This is a genomic window from Comamonas koreensis (genome assembly GCF_021026195.1).
In the GTDB taxonomy this organism is placed as follows: domain Bacteria; phylum Pseudomonadota; class Gammaproteobacteria; order Burkholderiales; family Burkholderiaceae_C; genus Comamonas; species Comamonas koreensis.
On sequence record NZ_JAJNCT010000005.1, the window covers coordinates 818,598 to 841,081 of the forward strand.

At 60.7% G+C, this 22,484-nt stretch carries 16 protein-coding genes and 2 tRNA genes; 9 read left to right on the forward strand and 9 right to left on the reverse strand.

Annotation, left to right across the window (positions count from 1 at the left end; translation table 11 throughout):
• Positions 1 to 12: 12 nt before the first annotated feature.
• From LPW39_RS06070 to LPW39_RS06115, 9 genes are all read right to left on the reverse strand, one after another.
• Complete coding sequence (locus LPW39_RS06070; RefSeq protein ID WP_230772284.1) at positions 13 to 939, reverse strand: ABC transporter substrate-binding protein; 927 nt, start codon at positions 937 to 939, stop codon at positions 13 to 15.
• Between the two features lie 44 nt (positions 940 to 983).
• Positions 984 to 2,795 (reverse strand): amino acid ABC transporter permease/ATP-binding protein, encoded by a 1,812-nt coding sequence (locus tag LPW39_RS23425; protein WP_269075746.1) that lies wholly within the window; start codon positions 2,793 to 2,795, stop codon positions 984 to 986.
• Between the two features lie 23 nt (positions 2,796 to 2,818).
• Complete coding sequence (locus LPW39_RS06085; RefSeq protein WP_230772290.1) at positions 2,819 to 3,376, reverse strand: GNAT family N-acetyltransferase; 558 nt, start codon at positions 3,374 to 3,376, stop codon at positions 2,819 to 2,821.
• Positions 3,377 to 3,390: 14 nt separating this feature from the next.
• On the reverse strand, positions 3,391 to 4,602 hold the full coding sequence (locus LPW39_RS06090; RefSeq protein WP_230772296.1) for a M20 aminoacylase family protein: 1,212 nt from the start codon (positions 4,600 to 4,602) through the stop codon (positions 3,391 to 3,393).
• Entirely contained in the window at positions 4,602 to 5,945 is a 1,344-nt protein-coding gene (locus tag LPW39_RS06095; RefSeq protein ID WP_230772297.1) for an LLM class flavin-dependent oxidoreductase, read from the reverse strand. Before LPW39_RS06095 ends, LPW39_RS06090 begins: the two co-directional genes overlap by 1 nt.
• 20 nt (positions 5,946 to 5,965) lie before the next feature.
• Entirely contained in the window at positions 5,966 to 6,979 is a 1,014-nt protein-coding gene (locus LPW39_RS06100) for an LLM class flavin-dependent oxidoreductase (protein WP_230772305.1), read from the reverse strand.
• Positions 6,980 to 8,123: 1,144 nt separating this feature from the next.
• Positions 8,124 to 8,200, reverse strand: a tRNA-Arg gene (locus tag LPW39_RS06105).
• A gap of 15 nt (positions 8,201 to 8,215) precedes the next feature.
• Positions 8,216 to 8,305: transfer RNA gene (locus tag LPW39_RS06110), tRNA-Ser, on the reverse strand.
• A 214-nt stretch (positions 8,306 to 8,519) separates the two neighbouring features.
• Complete coding sequence (locus LPW39_RS06115) at positions 8,520 to 10,664, reverse strand: IPTL-CTERM sorting domain-containing protein (RefSeq protein WP_230772311.1); 2,145 nt, start codon at positions 10,662 to 10,664, stop codon at positions 8,520 to 8,522.
• Between the two features lie 1,132 nt (positions 10,665 to 11,796).
• Between LPW39_RS06115 and LPW39_RS06120 the strand changes: the two genes are divergently transcribed.
• From LPW39_RS06120 to LPW39_RS06160, 9 genes are read left to right on the forward strand one after another with little or no spacing between them, the layout of a single operon-like run.
• Positions 11,797 to 12,786 carry an FAD-binding oxidoreductase gene (locus LPW39_RS06120; protein ID WP_230772324.1) on the forward strand — a complete coding sequence of 330 codons (990 nt, stop codon included), beginning with the start codon at positions 11,797 to 11,799 and terminating at the stop codon, positions 12,784 to 12,786.
• A gap of 12 nt (positions 12,787 to 12,798) precedes the next feature.
• Entirely contained in the window at positions 12,799 to 13,572 is a 774-nt protein-coding gene (gene rfbF / locus LPW39_RS06125; RefSeq protein WP_230772338.1) for a glucose-1-phosphate cytidylyltransferase, read from the forward strand.
• 7 nt (positions 13,573 to 13,579) lie between these two features.
• Positions 13,580 to 14,665, forward strand: a complete 1,086-nt coding sequence (gene rfbG / locus LPW39_RS06130) for a CDP-glucose 4,6-dehydratase (RefSeq protein ID WP_230772342.1) — start codon at positions 13,580 to 13,582, stop codon at positions 14,663 to 14,665.
• A gap of 28 nt (positions 14,666 to 14,693) precedes the next feature.
• Positions 14,694 to 16,007: a lipopolysaccharide biosynthesis protein RfbH gene (gene rfbH / locus LPW39_RS06135; RefSeq protein ID WP_230772349.1), complete on the forward strand. Its 1,314-nt coding sequence runs from the start codon at positions 14,694 to 14,696 to the stop codon at positions 16,005 to 16,007.
• 3 nt (positions 16,008 to 16,010) lie between these two features.
• A complete protein-coding gene (locus LPW39_RS06140; protein ID WP_230772351.1) occupies positions 16,011 to 17,720 on the forward strand; it encodes a thiamine pyrophosphate-binding protein in 1,710 nt (569 codons plus the stop codon).
• Positions 17,717 to 18,652, forward strand: coding sequence for an NAD-dependent epimerase/dehydratase family protein (locus LPW39_RS06145; protein ID WP_230772352.1), 936 nt, complete (start codon positions 17,717 to 17,719; stop codon positions 18,650 to 18,652). Before LPW39_RS06140 ends, LPW39_RS06145 begins: the two co-directional genes overlap by 4 nt.
• The gene (locus LPW39_RS06150) at positions 18,639 to 19,043 is read left to right on the forward strand and encodes a GtrA family protein (RefSeq protein ID WP_230772364.1); all 405 of its coding nucleotides are present in this window, start codon (positions 18,639 to 18,641) and stop codon (positions 19,041 to 19,043) included. The genes LPW39_RS06145 and LPW39_RS06150 overlap by 14 nt, the downstream gene beginning before the upstream one ends.
• A complete protein-coding gene (locus tag LPW39_RS06155) occupies positions 19,036 to 20,001 on the forward strand; it encodes a glycosyltransferase family 2 protein (RefSeq protein ID WP_230772367.1) in 966 nt (321 codons plus the stop codon). The genes LPW39_RS06150 and LPW39_RS06155 overlap by 8 nt, the downstream gene beginning before the upstream one ends.
• Positions 19,988 to 22,276, forward strand: coding sequence for a DUF7024 domain-containing protein (locus LPW39_RS06160; protein ID WP_230772374.1), 2,289 nt, complete (start codon positions 19,988 to 19,990; stop codon positions 22,274 to 22,276). The genes LPW39_RS06155 and LPW39_RS06160 overlap by 14 nt, the downstream gene beginning before the upstream one ends.
• The last annotated feature ends 208 nt before the right edge of the window (positions 22,277 to 22,484 follow it).

Below are 22,484 nucleotides of genomic sequence, written 5' to 3' on the forward strand. Positions count from 1 at the left end.
TGGGTGCAGTCTTCATTTCTTGGGCAGGCCGGGCGGGTTGGTACGTGATGCCGGGATGGCCTCGGACTGCAGGCTCCAGCGCTCCAGCGCCTTGGCGTAGTTGCCGTTGCCGATCTGCGCATTGAGCGCAGCGGTGATGGCATCGGCAATGCCCGATCCTTTGCGCGAAGTCACTGCGATTTCGGCGGATTGGGGCCAGCCGCCCGAGAAAAGGCCCACCAGGCGTGTCTTGCCATCGCGGGCGTTGTAGGCCGCAATGCCATTGGGTGCGAAATACGTATCCGCGCGGCCCGAAGCCAGCGCCAGATACAGCACCACGTCATCGTCGTAGTACTGCACTTCCACCGGTTTGAGGCCTGCCTTGATGTTCTGCTCGTTCCAGCGCAGCAGCACCTGCTCCTGGTTGGTGCTGGCGCCGACGATCACCTTGAGGCCGGCGACGTCCTTGGGTTCCTTGATGGCCTGCACCTTGCTGTTCTTGGCGACGTAGAAGCCCAGCGTGTCATTGCGGTAGGTCGAGAAATCGAATTTCTCCTTGCGCTCCTCGGTCACCGTGACGTTGGATATCACGACATCGAACTTGCCCGATTGCAGGCCCAGAGGCCAGTCGGCCCAGGCCACCGAAACCAGCTCCAGCCTGCGGCCCAGGCTGTCGGCCACCAGTTGCGCAATATCAGGTGCGTTGCCCACCGGGGTCTTGTTGTCCGTGGCGTACGCGCCAAACGGCAGGCGGCCCGTGGTGGTGCCCACCACGAGCGCACCTTCCTTGGCAAACTTGAACTGGGGGTTGAGCAGGCGGATGGCTTCGTCCACCTTGTCGGACCGAGGGCGGCCTGCCTGCTCGGGGCTGAGGTCGGGGGCGGCGGGCTGCGCCCAGGACGGCAGCGCAAGCAGGGACAGCGCGGCGACTGCAGTGTGGATCAGATGACGACGTTGCATATTCTCGATTCTTCGATGTCAGTGGGAGGGAGGGGTTGTGCGGTCTACAGCACCTTGGCAAGGAACTCGCGCAGGCGCGGCTGATCGGGCTGCTGCAGCACCTTGTCGGGGTGGCCGCTTTCGATGATGCGGCCCTGGTCCATGAAGACCACGTGGTCTGCCACCTCACGGGCAAAGCCGATTTCATGGGTGACGATGAGCAAGGTGGTGCCGGTGCGGGCCAGCTCCTTGATCACGTCGAGCACCTCGTTGACCAGCTCCGGATCCAGGGCCGAGGTGGGCTCGTCGAACAACAGCACTTTGGGTTTGAGGGCCAGCGCCCGGGCAATGGCCACGCGTTGCTGCTGACCGCCGGACAGTTGGCGGGGGAAGGCGTCTGCCTTGTGCGCAAGGCCAACACGCGCCAGCAGTTCCCGGGCCAGCGCCTGGGCTTCGGCCCGGGGCAGGCCCCGTACCGAGACAGGCGCCTCCGCCACGTTGTCGAGCACGCTCAGGTGCGGGAAGAGGTTGAAGTTCTGAAACACCATGCCCACATCGGCGCGGCGGGAGAGGATGTCCTTTTCCTTCAGTTCATACAAGGTGTCCCCGTCCTGGCGGTAGCCCACCAGCTCACCATCGATGGCGATGAACCCGCTGTCCACCCGCTCCAGATGGTTGATGGAGCGCAGCAAGGTGGACTTGCCCGAACCCGACTGGCCCAGAATGACTGTCACGCTACCCGAAGGGACGTGCAGCGACACATGGTTGAGCACGCGAACGCCGTTGTAGCTTTTGGAGACCGCCTGTACCTCGACCTGCCCACCCCGGGAGTGGGACTGGGTCCATGCAGCGGCGCGCGCCGGGGGCTCGTCTGCGGCGGCCGGGGCTGCGTCGACCGAGGGCACTGGCGCAGGACGCAGCCAGGCCCAGGCACGGCCCAGCAAGGTGGGCGGCAACTGGCGCAGCGCGCCGCGTGCGTAGTGGCGCTCGACTTGCGCCTGAATGATGGAGAGCACCGAGAGAATGATCAGGTACCAGACGGTTGCCACCATCAGCAGGGGGATCACTTCCAGGTTGCGGCGGTAGATGATCTGGATCGTGTAGAACAGCTCGGGCAAGGCCAGGATGTAGGCGTTGGAGGTGCCCTTGGCCAGGCCGATGATGTCGTTGAATGCAGACGGCAGGATGGAGCGCATGGCCTGGGGCAGCACAATGCGGAAGGCCTGGTGGCGGCGCGGCAGGCCCAGTGCAGCGGCGGCCTCATGCTGGCCCTGGTCCACCGACAGGATGCCGCCACGGATGATCTCGGAGGAATAGGCCGCCTGGTTCAAGGTCAGGCCGATCACCGCCGCCAAAAACGGTGTGACCAGCTGGGTGGTACTCCACTCGGCCCAGGTGATGTTGGTGAAAGGCACGCCCAGCCATACCGTCTCGTACAGGTAGCCCAGGTTGTTCAGGATGAGCAGCAGCACGATGAGCGGGATGGAGCGGAAGATCCAGACAAAGGTCCAGGCCAGTGCGCGCAGCAGGGGCGAACGCGAGACGCGGGCCAGTGCCAGACCGGTGCCCAGCGTGAAGCCCAGCGCCGCCCCCAGCGCGGTCAGCACCAGGGTGCGGCCCAGACCCACGAGCACCGGTTCGGCAAAAAACCATTCTGCAAACACCGGCCAGCCCCAGCGGGGGTTGCCGAGTACCGAGTTGAGGACGGCGCCCATCAGCACCAGCGAAATGATGGTGCCAACGGTGCGTGCAGGGTAACGCGCCGGAACAATGCGCAGCGAAGCATAGTCGCGGCGGCGTGACGCAGGCGCCGGTGCTGGCGCGGCGGGCGCTTGCTCGATGGCGACGTTGGGCGGAGCCAGGGTGGTGGTGTTCATGGTGCAGTTCTGTTCAAGTGGGCTCAGACACCGGAGAGCATGGGTGCTTGCAGTGGGTGGGTGGAAGGCAGCGGTGAATGGCTGCGAGGCGCCAATGACAGCTGCTTCTCAAAAGGCAGTTTTCGCAGTGCCTGCAGATCTGCAGTGGGGTCGAACAGACGCCGGTAGCCATGGCCCAGGTACAGTCCCACCGCTTCCGGCTGGCGAAAGCCGGTGGTGAGATAGACCCGTTGGTAGCCCTGGCGCAAGGCCTGCGCTTCGAGCTCGACCAGAACCGATCTCGCCAACCCCTGCCGGCGCAGGCTGCTGTCCGTCCAGATACGTTTGAACTCTGCGGTATCCGCATCCAATCGCTTGAAGGCGCCCCCTGCGACCGCGCGCCCCTTGCGCAGCAGCAACAGGAAATTGCCCCCCTGGGCCGGTGTGAACACCTCGGCCGGGTAACGTTCGATTTCCGGAACAGCGGATTCCTGCAGATAGAAATCGCCATAGCGGCTTTCATACTCCCGGCCCAGCTCTTCAATCAAAGGCAGGGCACGCGGGTCTTGCAGGCTGGTGTAGACAAAGAGGTCAGAGCGCATGAGAACTCCTGAAATCATGGGGCGAGAAAGCGCTCTACCAGGTGCACCCAGTAAGCGGCGGCCGGCGCCAAGATGGCGTCATTGAAGTCATACCGGGGGTTGTGCAGAGACGCGCTTTCGCCATTGCCCAGAAACAGGAAGCTGCCGGGCCTGGCCTGCAGCAGGTAGGCAAAATCCTCGCTGGCAGTGCGGGGGCGAAAGTGCGAATCCACAAAATCCTCCCCCAGCGCATCCTTGGCCACATCGCGCGCAAACCGTGTTTCCTGCGGATGGTTGATGACCGGCGGAAAGCCGTTCTTGAAATCCACATGGGCCTGCGCCCCGAGGCTTTCCGCCTGGGCTTGCGCCACTGCCTGCAAGCGGTTTTTCAGCGTGCTGCGCACCTCGGGCTTGAACGAGCGCGCCGTCAGCTGCAACTCCACCTGATCGGGGATGACATTGGCCGCATGGCCTCCGTGGATGGAGCCCACCGTGACCACGCCCATCTCCAGCGGATCGACGTTGCGGGAGACCACGCTTTGCAAGGCCGTGATCACATGTGCGCTTGCCAGGATCGGATCGACGGCCTGGTGCGGCTCGGCGCCATGGCCGCCCTGGCCGGTGATGGTGACCTTGGCGTAGTCGATCGACGCCATCGCCGGGCCCTCCACGCAGCCCAGGTGTCCGGCCCGCACGCCCGGCCAGTTGTGCAGCCCGTAGATGGCGTCGCAGGGAAAGCGTTCGAACAGGCCTTCGCTGATCATCTTCTTGGCACCCGCACCCAACTCTTCTGCGGGCTGAAAAACCAGGTGCAAGGTGCCATCGAATGCGCCCTGCTCTGCCAGAAAGCGTGCAGCCGCCAGGAGGATGGCAGTGTGGCCATCGTGACCGCAGGCATGCATCACGCCGGCATTCTGGCTGGCATAAGGCAGGCCGGTGGCCTCCTGGATCGGCAGCGCATCCATGTCGGCGCGCAGGCCGAGGGTTTTACCGCCCCCGCCCTTTTTCAGACGGGCAACCACCCCCGTCCCCGCGATGCCGGTGAACACCTCATAGCCCCATTCGGCCAGCGCCTTGGCCACCAGCGCAGAGGTCCGGTGCTCCTGGAACGAAAGCTCGGGGTGTTGGTGGATATCGCGGCGCAGCGCAATGAAGCTCTGCGCATGGCGGGCGATGCCGTTCTCCACCCGCAAGCGGTATGCGCTATGCGGCTGGGCGGCGGATTCGATGATGGCGGCGCTGTTCATCAGGCGACCCGTCGGGATTCAACAGCGTCGGGTGCCACTTCGTACCGGCTGGCCTTGCGCGGCAGGCCGAGATGGTCGCGCAGGGTCTGGCCTGTCAGGCTGCGCTCATAGCGGCCGCTGGCTTCGAGCTCGGGCAGCACATGCGCGATGAAATCGTCAAGGCCTTCGGTGCTGACGGGGAACTGCAGGATGAAGCCGTCGGCGGCGCCCGCGTCCACCCAATCGATGATCTGTTCGGCAATTTTCTGGCCCGAGCCCACGAAGTTGGATTTGGGCGTGGCGGCCTGCAAGGCCACTTGCCGCAGGGTCAACCCCTGCGCTTTGGCATCGGCCTTGATGCGGTCGGTGGTGGAGCGGAAGCTGTTGCGGCCGATATCACCCAACTCGGGGAAAGCTGCATCCAGCGGGTACTGGGTGAAATCATGGTGGTCGAAATAGCGGCCCAGGTAGGCCAGCGCTTCATCAATGCCGATCAGGTTGCGCACGCGCTCGTATTTGGCGTTGGCTTCTTCATCGCTGGCGCCGGTCACGACGTTGATGCCCGGAAATATCTTCACATCGCTGGCCAACCGGCCGTGGCTGATCGCACTGGCCTTGACCTTGCGCGAGAACTCGCGCGTCTCATCCAGCGATGGTGAATGGGTGAACACAGCGTCTGCGTATTTGCCCGCAAGATCAATGCCGGCATCGGAGGAACCGGCCTGAAAGACCACGGGCTGGCCCTGGGGCGAACGCTGGATGTTGAGCGGCCCGGCCACCTGGAAAAACCGGCCTTCGTGGTCGAGCGTGTGCAGCTTGCTGCGGTCAAAGAACTGGCCGCTGTCACGGTTGCGGACAAAGGCATCGTCGTCCCAACTGTCCCACAGGCCTTGCGTGACATGCAGGTATTCATCGGCAATCTGGTAGCGCAATGCGTGCTCGGGGTGCTTGCGGCTGTAGTTCAGCGCTGAGCCTTCCAGCGGCGTGGTCACCACGTTCCAGCCTGCACGGCCGCTACTGATCACATCGAGCGAGGCGAACTGCCGGGCGATGGTGAAGGGATCGCTGTAGGAAGTGGATACGGTGCCGGCGAGCCCTATCTTGCTGGTGACAGCTGCCAGCGCCGAGAGAATGGAAATGGGCTCGAACCGGTTCAGAAAGTGGGGAAGCGATTTTTCGTTGATGTAGAGGCCATCAGCCACAAAGGCAAAGGCAATGCCATGGTCCTCCGCCTTCTGGGTGATGCGGATGTAGTGCTGCAGATTGACGCTGGCGTCGGCCGGTACGCTGGGGTGGCGCCAGGCATTCATGTGCGCGCCTGCGCCGTGCAGCATCAGACCAAAACGGATGGGGGATTTGCTCATGGTGAACTTTCGGTCAGGGTTCAGGCGGCCGTCAGTTCGGCCACTGCGGGTTGCGCGTTGGCAATCAGCTCTATCGATGCCAGGCGCTCTTCAAAAAAGGGAACCGGGGTATCGATGACGAATTCATCGATGCCGTGTTGCAGGTGCAAGGCAGTCAACGCCGCATGCACGTCGTCAGCGGTGCCCGCAATGACATGGGGGTGGGTCTCCTCCAGCCGGTAGTCACTGGCTCCGGCTTGCTGCGCAAACTCTGCGGCGGCTTCGCGGCTTGGCAGGTTGAAGCTCTGGCCCGTGGGCAAATGCAGCTTGAAGATGCGCACGTTCGCGACCAGCGCTTCAGCCTTGGCGCGGTCATCGGCGGCAAAGGCATAGACGGCCATCGATGGCGCCTGGCCGCTGAGGGGACGGTAGGCAGCGGTGGTGCTGGCAAGCAAGGCAGGGTCATCATTGAAGTGCCCGGCATAGGAAAAGCCCCAACCCAGGCGCGATGCCAGCTGTGCGCTGTCGGGAGAGGCCCCGAGCAGCACGCATTGGGGCAAGGTGCTGGGTTTGGGCAACGCGCGCGAAGCGGCCAGCGGGTGCCCGGCGGGCAGGTCGTCTCGCAAAAAACCGTTCAGATCGCTGAGCAGGCTGTCGAAATGGACGGGCTGTGACGGGTCGTGACGCGCTTGCAAGGCACGTGTGGACTGCGGCAGACCGCCGGGCGCCTTGCCAATACCCAGATCCACCCGGCCTGGCGCCAGCGCCGATAGCAGCTTGAACACCTCGGCAACCTTGTAGGGGCTGTAGTGCTGCAACATGACGCCGCCTGAGCCGATGCGGATGCGCTTGGTATGCGCCAGCAGCCAGGCAACCAGGATCTCTGGGGCGGAACCTGCGACCTGGGGGTTGCCATGGTGCTCTGCCACCCAGAAGCGGTGGTAGCCCAGCGCTTCGGCGCGCTGCGCCATGGCCAGTGTGGAGCGAAGCGCCTGGGCGGTTGAAACGCCCGGCGGAATGGGGCTTTTGTCGAGCAGCGAGAGGCGGTAGGTCATGAATAGTAGCGCTGGGCTGGCACCGGTGAATATGCGAGAAATAATATCTCTCGCCATTTCGCGCTGTTGCTACTTATTTGCAGATCATCATGCGTAATTCGTTGCGCTATTCCGCTATTAAATAGTTTTCTGTATTTGATAATTTCTCAACGTTTTATAACTTTCTTCTCCCCATAAAACTTACATAAATATATGAGGGCTGGCTCCGCCTAGTGACTGGTAAAAGGTGACCGGCGGACAACACACCGCTGCGGCCGCATGCATCAGGTTGGCCATACCAGTCAGGAGCGCTCTGACGGCAGGTCTATCTTGTCTTCAGAGACTTCGCGCCGCCCTGTGGTTGCCGCGTAAACCAGGTGATCGCGCCCTCCTGTGCTGGGAGGCATGGGTGGTTCGGGGCCCGGTCTGGGCGACTTGTCGTCTTTGCCCGTGCAGGCACCAAGGGCAGGCAGGCAAACTGCATGGCTCAGGGGTATCTGCACACTGAGGACGCTGGCTGAATAACGCCAATGCATGGATGAAAGCTAAGCCGAATGGATCCCCGCGCTCCTTGCATCGCACAGCAAATGCAATACCAGCAGACGCGCAGGCATGTTGATCATCCCGCACCCGATGCCAGTGACGCAGTTCCGAGGTACGAAGGCTTCAGGCAGATTTTGAATAGGATCTGCGCCCGCAAAGCCAATCAGAAAGCCATGACTCTCTTGTCAGTGCTTGTGATCCATTCACCGAAGGCCATCGTGAAAGGTGGTTCCCGCTGCCCTCATCGTCCTTGCAGCTAGTGCATTTGCTTGCGCCCCTTTCCTGGCCAAGGGTGGCAACCGTTCAAACCATGGCGGCAGCTCTGCCGCCCATAAGCGGTGCAGGTCACTGCTCAGGCGGGGAACAATGACGGCAAACAGGGTTGGATCCGTTCAGCCTGTGCCTGCTTCTGGCGGTGAGCCTCTTTCCCGGCCGCTGAGACTGTGAAGCAAATGGGGGCCGATGCACGCCAGCTATGCCAGAAGTCCATGGACTGGACCCTTCTGTTCCGGTGCAGGCAAGGGTTATGCGAGCGCGGCCCCTCCATTAGCAGTGGCGGCCTACAGGGAATGCGGTGAAAACGAAAAAGCCTCAGAGCATTTCTACTCTGAGGCTTGACGTTTGGTGCGGCTGGCAGGAATCGAACCCACGACCCCTTGGTTCGTAGCCAAGTACTCTATCCAGCTGAGCTACAGCCGCTAATTATCGATGCTATGGCGGAGAGGGAGGGATTCGAACCCTCGGTACGTTTGCACGTACGCCTGATTTCGAGTCAGGTACATTCGACCACTCTGCCACCTCTCCGCAGCGCCGAAGCTGCAATTGTAGCAGGCAATTGAAGGGTCTCGGGAAGAAACGCAGATTTCTTGGAAATTGATGTCTGGAGGGTTGGCGCGGGTACAGGACTTGGTCTGTCTGAATGGGCCGTCGCCGGACAGGAGCAATAGGGACGCCGTAGACGTGAGGTCGCAGAGGCAGGAACTGACCGGCGCCGCTCACCAGCCCCCACCTCGGTGCCTCAATGCATCCTTGTACGGCGAACACTAATTACAGCGCACCCGCCCAACACCAGCGACAACAATGCGAGCGCCCATTGGCTGAGCGAAGGAACAGCAGTGGGAGTGGCAGGGGCGGAAGGATTGATCTGTACGGAATCTGCACTTGCACTGCACTGAGCCTGACCATTGAGACACAGCTCCGGAGCTGTTGGCGTTGCAGTGGCAGTGTTGATGACGGATGCACCTTGACCCGATGCTGCTGCTACCGCTGACAGCGTGAAAGTGGCCGACGCCTGAGGACCGAGGCCGTCCAACGTGACAGCGAGGGGCAGTGATCCGCTGGTGGTGGTTCCACATGCGCCGGCGCATGTCCAATGGCCGCTTTCGAGACCGGCTGGCAACGGATCTGCAATCGCAATGGGGCGAGTCACCGGCACACCCGTGGGATTGCTGACTTGCACCTTGTATTCCACGGTGTCGCCCACCTTGGCGGTTGCGCCGCTCGTGCGCGATTTATCGATTTGCACGCCACCCAGGACAGCCACTGTGGCCGACGCAATACATGGGGCCGCGCCGCTGCTGCATTGACCATTGCCAGGAGACACGCTGACCGTATTAGTGGCGGAATTAGCCGAGCCCGCAGAAACTGCTGCTATGGCATAGCTCAATGCACCGCCAGCTGGCAACGTCAAGCCGTTCACCGCAATTGCTCCAGCACCAGATTCTGATGGGCAGGAGGCACCGCCGGTGGCCGAACAGGTCCAAGTCACGCTGCTCCAATCTGAGCTGACAGGATCACTCACAACAATACCAGTGCCAGCAACCGGGCCGATATTGCGGATGGAAACGGTGAAATGCGCCGCAGCTCCCGCCATCACGTTGCGCTCGGCCACAGATTTACTGACCTGAACGCTGGCGACAGGGGCGCATGCCAAAGCTGCAGTGGCATTTTGTTTCGCCGTGCCGCCAGCAGTTGTAAATTCAACGCCCGCATTGATCGTGTTGATCACCGATGCACCTGTACATGCAGCCACTGCCGACGCAGGCCAAGTGACGGCGGCGGTGATGGTACATCCACCTGAAGGCAGCGTCGCGCCTTCCAATCCTAGAGCTGTCTGACCGGAGCTACCCGTGAGAGAACCACCACTGCAGGTGGTGGTCGGAACACCGTCAAGTTGCAAAGGAGCCGGAAGATTGTCTTGCACCTTGAGGTTGGAGACTGGCGCACCTGGCTGAAACACCCCTGCTGCATCCGTATAGCCGCCATTGTTGTTGATGCGGATGGTAAGAATGGAGGTCCCACCCGCAGCGATGCTATTGGCGCTGAACGACTTGCTGATACTGGGCGAGAGACTGCACGCACCGCCTGGTGCCGTGGCATTGATGAATGCGGCGGAGATTCTCCCCCGATTAGCTAAATATCGCACCGAGTCGAACATGCTGACATCGGAGCTTTGGAAAAGGCAGGCGCCCTGGGGAGCACCATTGCCATCAAGGTAAGACTGCTCTATGGGCACCACCATGGTCGACGCCCCGGGCACAATGTCGGAGTTGGGCGGAATGGGCGCGGATTGAGGCGTATACAAGGTGTTATCGAGAGGAACTCCCGTATAGGCTCCATATGAATGCCCTCCCATTACCGGCAAGCCGGCAAACGCATCTGCGTATATGCTGCGCGCATTCAAAATTTGCGGCTCTCCGCTGCCCCCTCTGATGGTGCTCAGAGCCAGCGTCCAGTCGTTCTTGGCCGCGATAAACGCAGGCATGAACGACGCGTGCTCATCAAAATTGAAGAAAGCGCGAGCAGTGCGTTGCCGCATCCCGTCAGCAATGGCGCTGACCGCTGCTTGGTTAGCCGCCGCATACACCGTGCAAGTCACCACAATGTCGTAAGGTCCGGTAGCAGGCGACAAATCCTGCATCGTCAGCGGCGAGGCATTGTCGCTCAACTTACCCGGCATAGCGACCACCGTATGGGTAGGCTGCAGTGCCGTGAACTCGGAGACGCAGTTGTTGTTAATCGCGATCGCATCAGTCGCAGTTTCTGCAGTAGTCAAGACCAGAATTTTGGCCGCCGTTGCATTACTACTGAACGCAATGGCCGCACCCGCCAGCAGGCCGACTTTGACAAACCCATTGAGCCTTCTTTTGATCCGAGAAATCATTTGCCACACCTATACATATATAGAAATAGATTACATCAATGGATTAAAAAATTCGTTGTTAAGACACAACCAAATAGGTCTATAGCGGTCGTTTCAGGGATGGTCATGTCAACTAGTGTTTCGCAGTGCCTGGCACTACCTGAATGCGCCACCCAGAGCCTTGTCGCAAGCAGGTTGCAGGATGATGGAGAAGCACCTGAGACAGGGCATGACACCCGCCTCATGCGCCTGAATGGGGGAACACTCGCCGCCAAAGTGCAGGGAAATCTGTGCAGTGAATGCCATGGGCTGCCCGCCCGATCAGCCAACGGATGGCTGCAGGGAGATCGAGAACGCTACGCCTCACACCCAGTGCAGCGGCAGCAGTCTCACCCCGAGGCAACGGACACAAAGAAACTCCAGCCTCCCTGTCGAGACGCATACAGAACCAACGCCCATCCGAGCGGCATGCGGTGGTCACGCATAGGCGTCACAAGCTGGTATCCGGATGGACGATCGCGTCCCCGCGCGCAGGCAACACATCCCACCGCTAAGTCTGGCAGCCTCCCATGGGCAGCCACATGCCCCCCCGTCCAGCAGGCATCGGTCGCAGACCGCGCATTCGTGTTGGCTCAGCTCGTCTCTCTTATCTCCCGCATCCGCTCCGTATTAGATCGGCATGAATACAACACCGCCTATGGCCGGGTTCTCTTCGATCTTCAAACCCGTTACCTGGGCGGTGCGGAGCTTCTCACCGAGGCAGCGAATTGGATGGAGGAACGCGCGAAATCGTCTCCTTTGGGCGAATGGCGTGGGTGTCCCCGGGGAAAAAGGCTACCGGGACGGGATCACCAGAGGGCAAGTAGAGACCTTTGCCTGCTTCTCCAAGCCGCCTGTGGGTGCGAGGATGCGCAAGGATAATGGCGTAGGCATACAGAAGGGGTGACGCCCCGCAGCATATAATTTATGTTTATGGAATGAACTTCCTCCCAGCAGCGACCTGGTGCCATATCACCTTTTTAGACTGCAAACTAAACATATCCCGGAGTGCACGGACTCCGCGTGTCAGTCATGACGACCGCGACTGACAGCGGATCGTCTGTGGCTTGGCGACTTATCGTAACCAGCATTCACAAGCACTTCACCGCGATAAATGGCTTCAGTAAAACTTCAAAACGGTAAGACATTCAGTTCCGAATCTGGCACTTCACTGCTCGACAGTGCCAAAGCCGTCGGCATCACCCTGGAATACAGCTGCCGTTCCGGCCGTTGCGGCGTTTGCAAGACGACCGTCGTATGCGGCAACACTGAAGCCTTCCGTGAAGAGACCTCGCTGACCGCCGAAGAGCGAGCTGCCGGGATGATCCTGACCTGCTGCCGCCACGCCACCGGTGACGTGGAAATCGATGCCGAAGACCTCGGTGCTCTCGGCGATATCGTGATCAAGACCGTGCCTTGTCGTATCGACAGCCTCACCCGCTTGGCCGACAACGTGATCGAAGTGGTGCTGCGTGTGCCCCCTACCGGCAAGCTCAACTATCTGCCGGGCCAGTATCTGGACGTGATCGGCGAAGGCGGCCTGCGCCGCAGTTACTCCATCGCCAACGCCCAACGCGAAGACGGCAAGCTGGAGCTGCAGATCCGCGAAGTCGAGCAAGGTGTAATGTCTCAGTACTGGTTCGGCAGCGCCAAGCACAACGACCTGCTGCGCCTGGAGGGCCCACTGGGCACGTTTTGCCTGCGCGAGAAAGACGCAGCCTCTATCGTCTTCCTTGCCACCGGCACCGGTATTGCACCCGTCAAAGCCATGCTTGAGCAACTGCTGGGCAACCCGGAGCTGGCCGCTGGCAAGAAAATCTACGTCTACTGGGGTGGACGCCATCCCGGAGATATCTATTGGACACCTCAGCTCCAAGGGCTCGACGCCGAATTCATCCCGGTACTGTCGCGCGCCCCCGCCGACTGGCCAGGGCGCACCGGCTACGTGCAAAAGGCGCTGCTCGATGATGGCGTCGAGCTTTCCGATGCGGTCATCTATGCCTGCGGCTCGGAGGATATGATCCATTCCGCCCGCACTGCACTGACCGCCGCCGGCTTGCCGGCGAAACACTTTTTCTCCGATGCTTTTGTAAGCTCAAACTAACAAGGACAAGACATGAAAGCAGTCATTTTGGCTGGTGGGCTAGGCACGCGGTTGAGCGAAGAGACCGGTACTCGTCCCAAGCCCATGGTCGAAATCGGCGGCAAGCCGATCCTCTGGCACATCATGAAGATGTATTCCTCCCACGGCATCAATGACTTCATCATCTGCTGTGGCTACAAGGGCTACATGATCAAGGAATACTTTGCCAATTACTTCCTGCACACTTCGGACGTCACCTTCAACATGCGTGACAACAGCATGCAAGTACACGACAAGCGTGCCGAAGACTGGAACGTGACCCTGGTCGACACCGGCGAAACCTCGATGACCGGCGGCCGTCTGCGCCGCGTGGCCGACTACGTGCGCCATGAAGATGCCTTCTGTTTTACCTACGGTGATGGTGTCGGCGATATGGACATCAGCGCCACCATTGCCTTCCACAAGCGCCACGGCAAGGATGCGACCCTGACCGCCACTTACCCGCCAGGGCGTTTCGGTGCTCTGGATATCAGCAATGGTCAGGTCCTTAACTTCAAGGAAAAGCCCAAGGGCGATGGTGCCATGATCAACGGTGGCTTCTTCGTGCTTTCGCCGAAGGTGCTCGACCGCCTGAACGCCGACAGCGCCGTGTGGGAGCAGGAGCCGCTGATGGGCCTGGCCAACGACGGTCAGCTGATGGCTTTCGAGCACGCCGGCTTCTGGCAGCCGATGGATACCCTGCACGACAAGAACCTGCTGGAAAAACTTTGGCAGAATGGCGCCGCGCCATGGAAATCCTGGGAATAAAGCGAACATGAAAGCTTCCGTCTCTGCCGCCTTCTGGCAAGGCAAGAAGGTCTTCCTCACCGGCCATACCGGCTTCAAGGGCAGCTGGCTGGCCCTGTGGCTGCAAGGCATGGGTGCGCAGGTAAAGGGCTTCGCCTTGGCACCGCCCACCTCCCCTTCGCTGTTTGAGCAGGCGCAGGTCGAACGCGGCATGTACGCCTCGCAGATCGGCGACATCCGCGACCTGGCGGCCATCACCGAGAGCATGACGGCGTTCGACCCAGACATACTGATCCACATGGCGGCTCAGCCGCTGGTACGCCTGTCCTATCGCGAGCCGGTAGAAACCTACGCCACCAACGTGATGGGGACGGTCCACGTGCTGGAAGCCGCGCGCCAGTGCCCAAGCCTGCGTGCGATCGTCAATGTCACCACCGACAAGTGCTACGAAAACCAGGAATGGGAATGGGGCTACCGTGAAAACGAACCCATGGGTGGTCACGACCCCTACAGCAACAGCAAGGGCTGCGTCGAGCTGGTCACCAGTGCCTACCGCAGCTCCTTCTTCAACACCGAGCACGCTGCGGCTCTGGCCTCGGCACGCGCGGGCAACGTCATCGGTGGCGGCGACTGGGCCGACGACCGGCTGATTCCCGACATCCTGCGCGCCGTGGCACAGGGCGAGCCGGTGGTAGTACGCAACCCCAAGGCTACACGCCCCTGGCAGCATGTGCTGGAACCGCTGAGCGGTTACCTGGTACTGGCCCAGCAGCTATGGGCGCATGGCCACGACGTTGCGCAAGGCTGGAATTTCGGCCCACGCGACGAGGATGCCCGTCCCGTCGAATGGATCCTGGATCATATGGTCCAGGCCTGGGGTAATGGAGCTAGCTGGCGGCTGGACAACGACCCGCAGCCACACGAAGCCCGTTATCTGAAACTGGACATTTCCAAGGCACGCACCCACCTGAAGTGGGAACCCACCTGGGACCTTGAAACCACCTTGACCCACATCGTCAACTGGCACCGCGCCTGGCTTGAAGGCGCCGACATGCGCTCCCGCTGCGTGGACGAAATCAACAACTACATGGCTGCCATGGCTTCTGGCGCCTAAACAAATATCAGCTTGAGCAGGAATTACTATGACCCCCGATATGCTCCGTCAGGAAATCAGCCAGCTCGTCGAGCGCTACGCTCAGATGGCCCTGGCCCCCAAACCTTTTGTTGGGGGCGAATCCGTCATCCCTCCTTCGGGCAAGGTGATCGGCGCCCGTGAACTGCAGTTGATGGTCGAGGCGTCACTGGACGGCTGGCTGACCACCGGCCGTTTCAACGCCCAATTCGAGAAAAAACTGGCGGAATTCCTTGGCGTAAAACACCTGATCACCGTCAACTCTGGCTCTTCGGCCAACCTGGTGGCGTTCAGCACGCTGACTTCGCCCAAGCTCGGTGCGCGCGCCATCAAGAAAGGTGACGAAGTGATCGGCGTAGCCGCCGGCTTTCCGACGACCGTCAACCCGATCGTGCAGTTTGGCGCCATCCCGGTGTTCGTCGACGTCGACATGGCCACCCACAACATCAATGCCGACCTGATCGAGGCCGCCATTACTCCGAAAACCAAGGCCATCATGCTTGCCCACACCCTGGGCAATCCGTTCAACCTCGCCAAGGTCAAGGCGATTTGCGAGAAGTACAACCTGTGGCTGGTCGAAGACTGCTGTGACGCCCTGGGCGCCACCTACGACGGCAAGCTGGTTGGCACCTTCGGAGACATCGCGACCCTGAGCTTCTACCCAGCCCACCACATCACGATGGGTGAAGGCGGCGCGGTGTTCACCAACAACGCCCAGCTCAAGCTGATTGCCGAGTCGTTCCGCGACTGGGGTCGTGACTGCTACTGTGCACCAGGTTGTGATGACACCTGCGGCAAACGCTTTGGTCAGCAGTTCGGCAGTCTGCCGCATGGCTACGACCACAAGTACGTGTACGCCCACCTGGGCTACAACCTGAAGATTACCGACATGCAGGCCGCCTGTGGCCTGGCCCAGCTGGACCGTGCACCGGAGTTCATCGAAACCCGCAAGCGCAACTTCAAACTGCTCAAAGAGCGCCTGTCGAGCCTGAGCGATTTCCTGGAAATCGCCGAACCAACCCCGAACAGCGATCCGTCCTGGTTCGGCTTCCCGGTGACGCTGAAGGAAAGTGCCGGGGTCAAGCGTGTCGACCTGCTGAAGTTCCTCGACCAGCATAAGATCGGTACCCGCCTGCTGTTCGCCGGCAACCTGATCCGCCAGCCATACTTTCACAACGTGGAATACCGTGTGGTCGGTGAGCTGACCAACACCGATCGAACCATGAACCAGACCTTCTGGCTGGGTGTGCAGCCTTCGCTGGGCCAGGAGCACTTCAACTTCGTCGGTGAAAAACTGGAAGAATTCTTCGGGATTGGTTTCTAAGGTATGAAAGCTTCAGATGCAGTAGCAAAAGTTCTGGCGGACCACAACGTCCTCTATGGTTTTGAGCTTATCGGTGGAATGATCGCCCATCTGGTGGATAGTATTAACTTGCTCGGCAAGACCAAGTTGGTATCCATGCACCATGAGCAAGGCGCGGCCTTCGCTGCATCTGGGGTCGCCCGGGCGACCCACCACAAGGTCATGGGCGTGGCACTGGGCACCAGCGGCCCAGGCGCCACCAACCTGATCACGGGCATTGCTGATTGCTGGCTGGACAGCCATCCTTGCGTGTTTCTCACCGGACAGGTGAACACCCATGAGCTCAAGGGCGACCGCGCTATCCGCCAGCAAGGCTTTCAGGAACTCGACAGCGTGGCGCTGGTGAGCAGCATCACCAAGTATGCGCACCAGGTCACCCACGTCGACGACCTCATTCCAAGCCTGCTCAAAGCGCTGCGTATCGCGCGAGAAGGCCGTCCGGGTCCGGTCCTGCTGGACATCCCCATGGACATCCAGCGCGCCGAAATCGATGACAGGGTGCTGGACCAATTGATCAAAGCCAGCCTGGCCGTCCCCGTGGCTCAATCCCAGGGCTCGTACAGCGAGGTCTGGGACGCGCTGGCCAAGGCACAAAAGCCGTTGTTCCTGATCGGCGGAGGCGCGGTCAACTGCCCTCATTTCAGCCGCTGGCTGAACCAGATCGGCAAACTGGGTATTCCTCACGTCGCAAGCCTCAAAGGCGCTGAAAAGCTCACCGCCAGCGAGCATTACCTGGGCATGCTCGGGGCCTATGGCACCCGCGCCGCAAACCATGCAGTGCAAAACTGCGACCTGCTGGTGGTGTTCGGCAGCCGCATGGACGTGCGCCAGACCGGCGCCAAGGCCGAAACCTTTGCAGCCCATGCGCAGGTCATCCAGTTCGACCTGGATACCGCGCAGCTGGACAATCGGGTCAAGGCCCAGCAGTCGATCCACGCCGAGCTCGATGGCGTGTTCGCCGATTTCATCGCCCATGCCACCGCGCTGCCCATGGCGCCAGCGGCCTGGCGCGCCCACCTGGCCAAGGTGTTCGAGCAGTCGTTTGCCGATGAATATGCGGACTGGAGCGTCAGCCCGTTCGCACTGTTCAGTAGCCTCAGTACACTGACTGCCGACCGCGCCCTGGACTACGTTGCCGACGTCGGCAACAACCAGATGTGGGCAGCGCACACCCTTCGCCTGGCCCCCAACCAGGCTATGCACCATTCCGGCGGGCTGGGCACCATGGGCTTCGCCATTCCTGCCGCAGTCGGGGTGAGCATCGCCGGTGACAAGCCGGTCATCGTCATCACCGGTGACGGAGGTGCACAGTTGAACATCCAGGAACTGGATATCATCGCCCGCGATCAGTTGCCGATCCTGACCATTGTGATGAACAACCACTCACTGGGCATGGTGCGCGGCTTCCAGGAGATGTACTTCGAGGGGCGCAACTCGTCGACCTACTGGAACGGCTACACCTCTCAGTTCAAGGCCCTGGGCGAGGCGTACGGCATCCCGTCTCACAGCGTCATCGACCAGGCTGCCTTCAACGCCGCAGTGACCGAATTCCTCGCTAACGGCAAGCCGATGTTGATCGAGGTGTTGATGCCCGACGCCCGCGAATGCCGCCCGAGACTTGAATTTGGCCGGCCGATTGACGAGCAGTCGCCGCTGATGGACCTGGGCCGATGAGGCTGGCGATTCTCGGGGCCAGCAGCCACATTGCCAAGGACCTGGTTGCCAGCATAGCCGCGCACACCGCTTACGCCTGCACCTTGTTCGTCCGCGCGCCTGGCGCGCTGGACGCCGAGCTGCAAGCCATCGCAGCGCGCAAGGGCTTTGCCGTCAGCGACTATGCCGGCTTCGACGCCAGTCGCCAGTTCGATGCGATCATCAACTTCGTCGGCGTTGGAGACCCCGCCCGCGCCGTGCAGATGGGCAAAGACATATTCACGGTCACTGAGCAGTACGACCACCTGGCGCTGGATTACCTGCGCAGCCACCCGGCGTGCCGCTACATCTACCTGAGCAGCGGCGCGGCCTACGGCAGCAACTTCGCAGCCCCCATTGACGAAGCCTCGCAAGCGGTCTTTCCGATCAACGCCCTGCGTCCGCAGGACTGGTACGGCGCGGCCAAGTTCCAGGCGGAGTGCCGGCACCGCGCGCTGCCTGAGGCGTCGATCGTCGATGTGCGAGTGTTCAGCTATTTCAGCCACCGCCAGGCCCCGCAGGCGCGCTTCTTCCTCAGCGATATCCTGCGGGCGCTGCACTCTAACAGCGTGCTGGAAGTGGCACGGGACGACATGCTGCGCGATTACCTGACGCCGTCCGATTTTCTGCAGTTGATCGACCGCATCCTGCAGGCGCCGCCCTGCAATGCCGCCGTCGACTGCTACAGCCAGGCGCCAGTGGGCAAGTTCGAATTGCTCGCAGCGCTGGGCAACACCTTTGGCCTGCAGCACAGCGTCGTCGGCGACCAGGCGCGCGTCAACGCCACCGGCCCTAAGGCCCATTACTACTCCCTCAACCGTAAAGCCGAGCATTTGTTCGGCTATACGCCGGGCGACTCGTCGCTCAGCGGTGTAGTACGGGAGATCAGGCAGCAACTCGATGCAAGAGACTAACCCCTCGCTCCCCTGGATGCGCAAGCTGCTGCAGGTGAAGCTGCTCCGCTTCCTGCTGGTGGGTGTGCTGAACGCGGCGTTTGGCTATGGCTGCTTTGCCGGTTTTCTGTACCTGGGTCTGCACTACAGTGCCGCCCTGCTGCTAGCCACAGTGCTGGGCGTCGCCTTCAATTTCAAAAGCACCGGCGCCCTGGTGTTCGGCTCGAACAACAACAAACTGATCTTCAGGTTCGTGGCCGGTTACGGCGTGGTCTATGGCACCAACGTAGTGGGCATTGCAGCGCTCAAGCTGCTGGGTGTCGAACCCTACCTGGCCGGCATGGCATTGATCGTGCCCATGGCCCTCCTCTCCTTTGTCATCAACAACAGGTTCGTTTTCAAGTATGCGTAAGCTGATCAGCATAGTGACTCCCTGCTACAACGAAGAAGCCAACATCGATGAGCTATACCAGCGCATCGTCGAGGTCATGTCACGCCTTGATTACGACTACGAACATGTGTTCATCGACAACTGTTCCACCGATGGCAGCCACGCCAAACTGCGCGGCCTGGCTGCGCAGGACAGGCGCGTCAAGGTGATCTTCAACGCACGCAACTTCGGCCACATCCGCTCGCCTTACCATGCCCTGTTGCAGGTCAATGGCGACTGTGCCGTGCTGATCGCCTCCGACCTCCAAGACCCTCCCGAGATGATCGAAGAGTTCGTCAAGAAGTGGGAAGAAGGCTTCAAGACGGTCATGGCGGTGAAGCCGGAGAGCGAAGAGTCGCGCATGATGTTCCTGGTGCGACGCGCCTACTACCGCTTCGTCACGCGCATCTCGGAGGTGCCGCTGGTGCAGAACGCTACCGGTGCCGGCCTGTTTGACCGTGCGGTGCTGGATATCCTGAAGAAGATCGACGACCCGTACCCATACTTCCGTGGCCTGCTGTGCGAGATCGGCTTCCCGATCGCCACCGTGCCATTCAAGCAGCCTCGCCGCCAGCGCGGCATCACCAAGAACAACTTCTACACCCTGTATGACATCGCCATGCTGGGCATCACCAACCACTCCAAGGTGCCCCTGCGCCTGATGGTGATGGGCGGTGGCCTGCTGGCAGGCTTGAGCCTGCTGGCTGCGTTTGGCTTTCTGATCGCCAAGCTGGTGTTCTGGAACTCGTTCCAGATGGGTATCGCCCCTCTGCTGATTTCACTGTTTTTCTTTAGCTCGGTGCAAATCCTGTTTCTTGGCATGCTGGGCGAATATCTGGGGTCAGTGCATACGAAAATGCGCAATATGCCGTTGGTGGTGGAAGCCGAGCGCTTGAACTTTGACCAGCCGGGCGGAGCCGAAGACCATGGCCGCGCGTAATCCGGTACCTGCAGACGAGACCCTGGATGCCGCAGCGCCACTGACCTTGCGCGAGGTTGTGGCAGCTGACTGGAAACTGATTCTGGCCGGTGCGCTGGCATCGCTCTTTCTTGCCAGCATTCTGACAAGCGGCATACCCGAAGGGCTGGTCCCCAACCTCTCGGCGCCATACACCTATGGCGGCGATGGACTGTTCCATGCCTGGATGGCCCAGCGCGTTCATGAAGGCTGGTTGTTCGAGAACGCTCGCAGCGGCTACCCGTTCGGCTCCAACTTCTTCGACTTCCCAGGCTCCGACGGCGGAGACCACTTGATCATCAAGTTGACAGCCCTGCTCACTGGAGGCTGGGTTGGCGGCGTCAACCTCTTCTACCTGCTCGGGTTTGTCAGCTGTTTCATCGCCACCTATGTAACGGCGCGAGGTTTCGGGCTGAACCGCAGTTTTGCGATGGCGGCCGGTGCACTCTACTCGTTCGTGCCGTTTCACTTCCTGCGCCTGCAGCATCTTTTTTATACCTGGTATTTCGTTGCGCCTTTGTTCTTCTACCTGGCGTTGACCATTTACCGTACCCCTGCCAAGGTTCCCGGCACCCGCACAACATTGGGCAAGCTGGCTCTGGCTGCCTGCGGGATGGTGGTGCTGGCATCGTTCGGTGTCTATTACGCTCTGTTTGGCATCATCATGCTTGCGCTTGCTGGCATCCTCAGCGCGGTGCGCTCCGGGCATCTTCAAGGTATGAAGAAAGCCGTGCTGCTGTGCACATTTGCCGTGGCGGGGGTACTGCTCAACGTTGCACCGAACTTGGTCGGCAACTTCACCGAAGGCCGCAATCCGGAAACCGCCCAGCGCTTGCCGCTGGAGTCCGAAATTTACGGTCTGAAGTTGATGCACTTGCTGATGCCCAGGGGAGACCACCGTTCTTCGACGCTGCGAGACGTGGCCCGGGATTACAGCAGCACGCCACTGAACAACGAAAACGCCACATCCTCTCTGGGCCTGATTGGCGCAGCAGGATTCATGCTCTCCTTACTGGTGGTGGCGCTCGCCCCAGCACGCCTGAAGCTCGATGAACGGCTGCGTTTGCTGGCAGCCATCATCTTTGTACTGTTCATGTTTGCCACGATTGGGGGCCTGGGCTCGCTGTTCGCGCTGGTGGTGTCGCCGTTGATCCGGGGCTGGAACAGGATCAGCATCTTCATCGCCTGCGGGTCGATACTGTTCTTCTTCTTGGCCCTGCAGTGCCTGCTGCACAAACGCCCACGCTATGCACGCTATAGCGTGGCCATTGCCTCCATGCTGGTGCTGTTTGGCCTGTATGACCAAACTGCTTCTGCGTGCCGGGACTGCAATGCCAACCAGAAGGTCGCGTTCGATAACGACCAGCAGTTTGTCCAAAACATCGAGAAGGCGCTACCCGCAGGCGCAGCCATCTACCAGTTGCCCTACATCGGCTTCCCGGAGGTGCCATTCATGCACCGACTTCTTAATTATCAGATGATGACCGGTGTGCTGCATTCCTCAGCACTGCACTGGAGCTTCGGAGGTATGAAAGGCCGCCCAGGGGACCTGTTCTATCGCTCCCTGGCCAAAGAGCCGCTGTCGCACCAGCTTGAGGTCATTCGCCGGCTTGGATTTGATGGTATCTACATTGATCGCCGGGGCTATGAGGATAACGGCCATGCCGTGACCGAAGAGCTGACGCAGTTGCTGCACATGCCGCCAACAATTGTGCATGCCAGCAAGGAGATCGTGTTTTTCAAGATCGACGACCGTGCACATCCGCCCATCTCTGGTCTGACGCCGAAGCAGATCATGGCACAAGCCCACTATTTTGCGGACGCATTTGGGCCACGCTACCCCGGTGACATGGCCAGCGGCATCAACTTCTCCAAGCCCGGCCTGCCTGATTTCATCGCCAGCATCAGCGGGCTTTCCGGCGTCGAACCCTGGGGACGCTGGTCCGATCAGGGCAAGAGCACCTTCGAGTTCGTCCAGGCGCTGCCCCAGCGGTTCACCTTGGTGCTGAAGGCCCACGCGTTTGCCTCCAATGCAAACAAACCGACGAAGGTCGAAATCGGTAGTCATGCTTACGACATCCAGTTAACTGCGGGGGATTCTGAAATACGACTGGACGTCGACCTGCAGGGTGAGAACACCGATCGCATCACCTTCATCCCGCCGGCTCCCATTTCGCCGCACAAGGTGGACAAAAGCAATCACGACCAGCGTACTATCGCCATTGGTTTTGTGTCGATGAGCCTCGTCACCCCATAGTCAGCAACGCTGTAGCCGCTTAACGAAGCCTACAACGGGGGTAAGGCTCCGTCGGCACGGGGGAGCCCTCCAAGCTTGTTATGTCCAAGGCGCAGCCGCCGTCGGCCGCCTTGCGAAGGTAAGCGCGGTACTGCTTTCCCTTTTCACCTACAAGTCGCTTGCTTTCAGCGGCACAGCCTCGTGCCGGTGTGGTCACCCTCTTCCCACT

Bases quoted from the DNA above. Each gene is read 5' to 3' on its own strand.
- LPW39_RS23425 (WP_269075746.1), bottom strand. From the start codon at position 2,795: ATGAACACCACCACCCTGGCTCCGCCCAACGTCGCCATCGAGCAAGCG.
- LPW39_RS06155 (WP_230772367.1), top strand. From the start codon at position 19,036: ATGCGTAAGCTGATCAGCATAGTGACTCCCTGCTACAACGAAGAAGCC.
- LPW39_RS06145 (WP_230772352.1), top strand. From the start codon at position 17,717: ATGAGGCTGGCGATTCTCGGGGCCAGCAGCCACATTGCCAAGGACCTG.
- LPW39_RS06090 (WP_230772296.1), bottom strand. From the start codon at position 4,602: ATGAACAGCGCCGCCATCATCGAATCCGCCGCCCAGCCGCATAGCGCA.
- LPW39_RS06085 (WP_230772290.1), bottom strand. From the start codon at position 3,376: ATGCGCTCTGACCTCTTTGTCTACACCAGCCTGCAAGACCCGCGTGCC.
- LPW39_RS06120 (WP_230772324.1), top strand. From the start codon at position 11,797: ATGGCTTCAGTAAAACTTCAAAACGGTAAGACATTCAGTTCCGAATCT.
- LPW39_RS06150 (WP_230772364.1), top strand. From the start codon at position 18,639: ATGCAAGAGACTAACCCCTCGCTCCCCTGGATGCGCAAGCTGCTGCAG.
- LPW39_RS06070 (WP_230772284.1), bottom strand. From the start codon at position 939: ATGCAACGTCGTCATCTGATCCACACTGCAGTCGCCGCGCTGTCCCTG.
- LPW39_RS06100 (WP_230772305.1), bottom strand. From the start codon at position 6,979: ATGACCTACCGCCTCTCGCTGCTCGACAAAAGCCCCATTCCGCCGGGC.
- rfbG (WP_230772342.1), top strand. From the start codon at position 13,580: ATGAAAGCTTCCGTCTCTGCCGCCTTCTGGCAAGGCAAGAAGGTCTTC.
- LPW39_RS06140 (WP_230772351.1), top strand. From the start codon at position 16,011: ATGAAAGCTTCAGATGCAGTAGCAAAAGTTCTGGCGGACCACAACGTC.
- rfbH (WP_230772349.1), top strand. From the start codon at position 14,694: ATGACCCCCGATATGCTCCGTCAGGAAATCAGCCAGCTCGTCGAGCGC.
- LPW39_RS06095 (WP_230772297.1), bottom strand. From the start codon at position 5,945: ATGAGCAAATCCCCCATCCGTTTTGGTCTGATGCTGCACGGCGCAGGC.
- rfbF (WP_230772338.1), top strand. From the start codon at position 12,799: ATGAAAGCAGTCATTTTGGCTGGTGGGCTAGGCACGCGGTTGAGCGAA.
- LPW39_RS06115 (WP_230772311.1), bottom strand. From the start codon at position 10,664: ATGATTTCTCGGATCAAAAGAAGGCTCAATGGGTTTGTCAAAGTCGGC.
- LPW39_RS06160 (WP_230772374.1), top strand. From the start codon at position 19,988: ATGGCCGCGCGTAATCCGGTACCTGCAGACGAGACCCTGGATGCCGCA.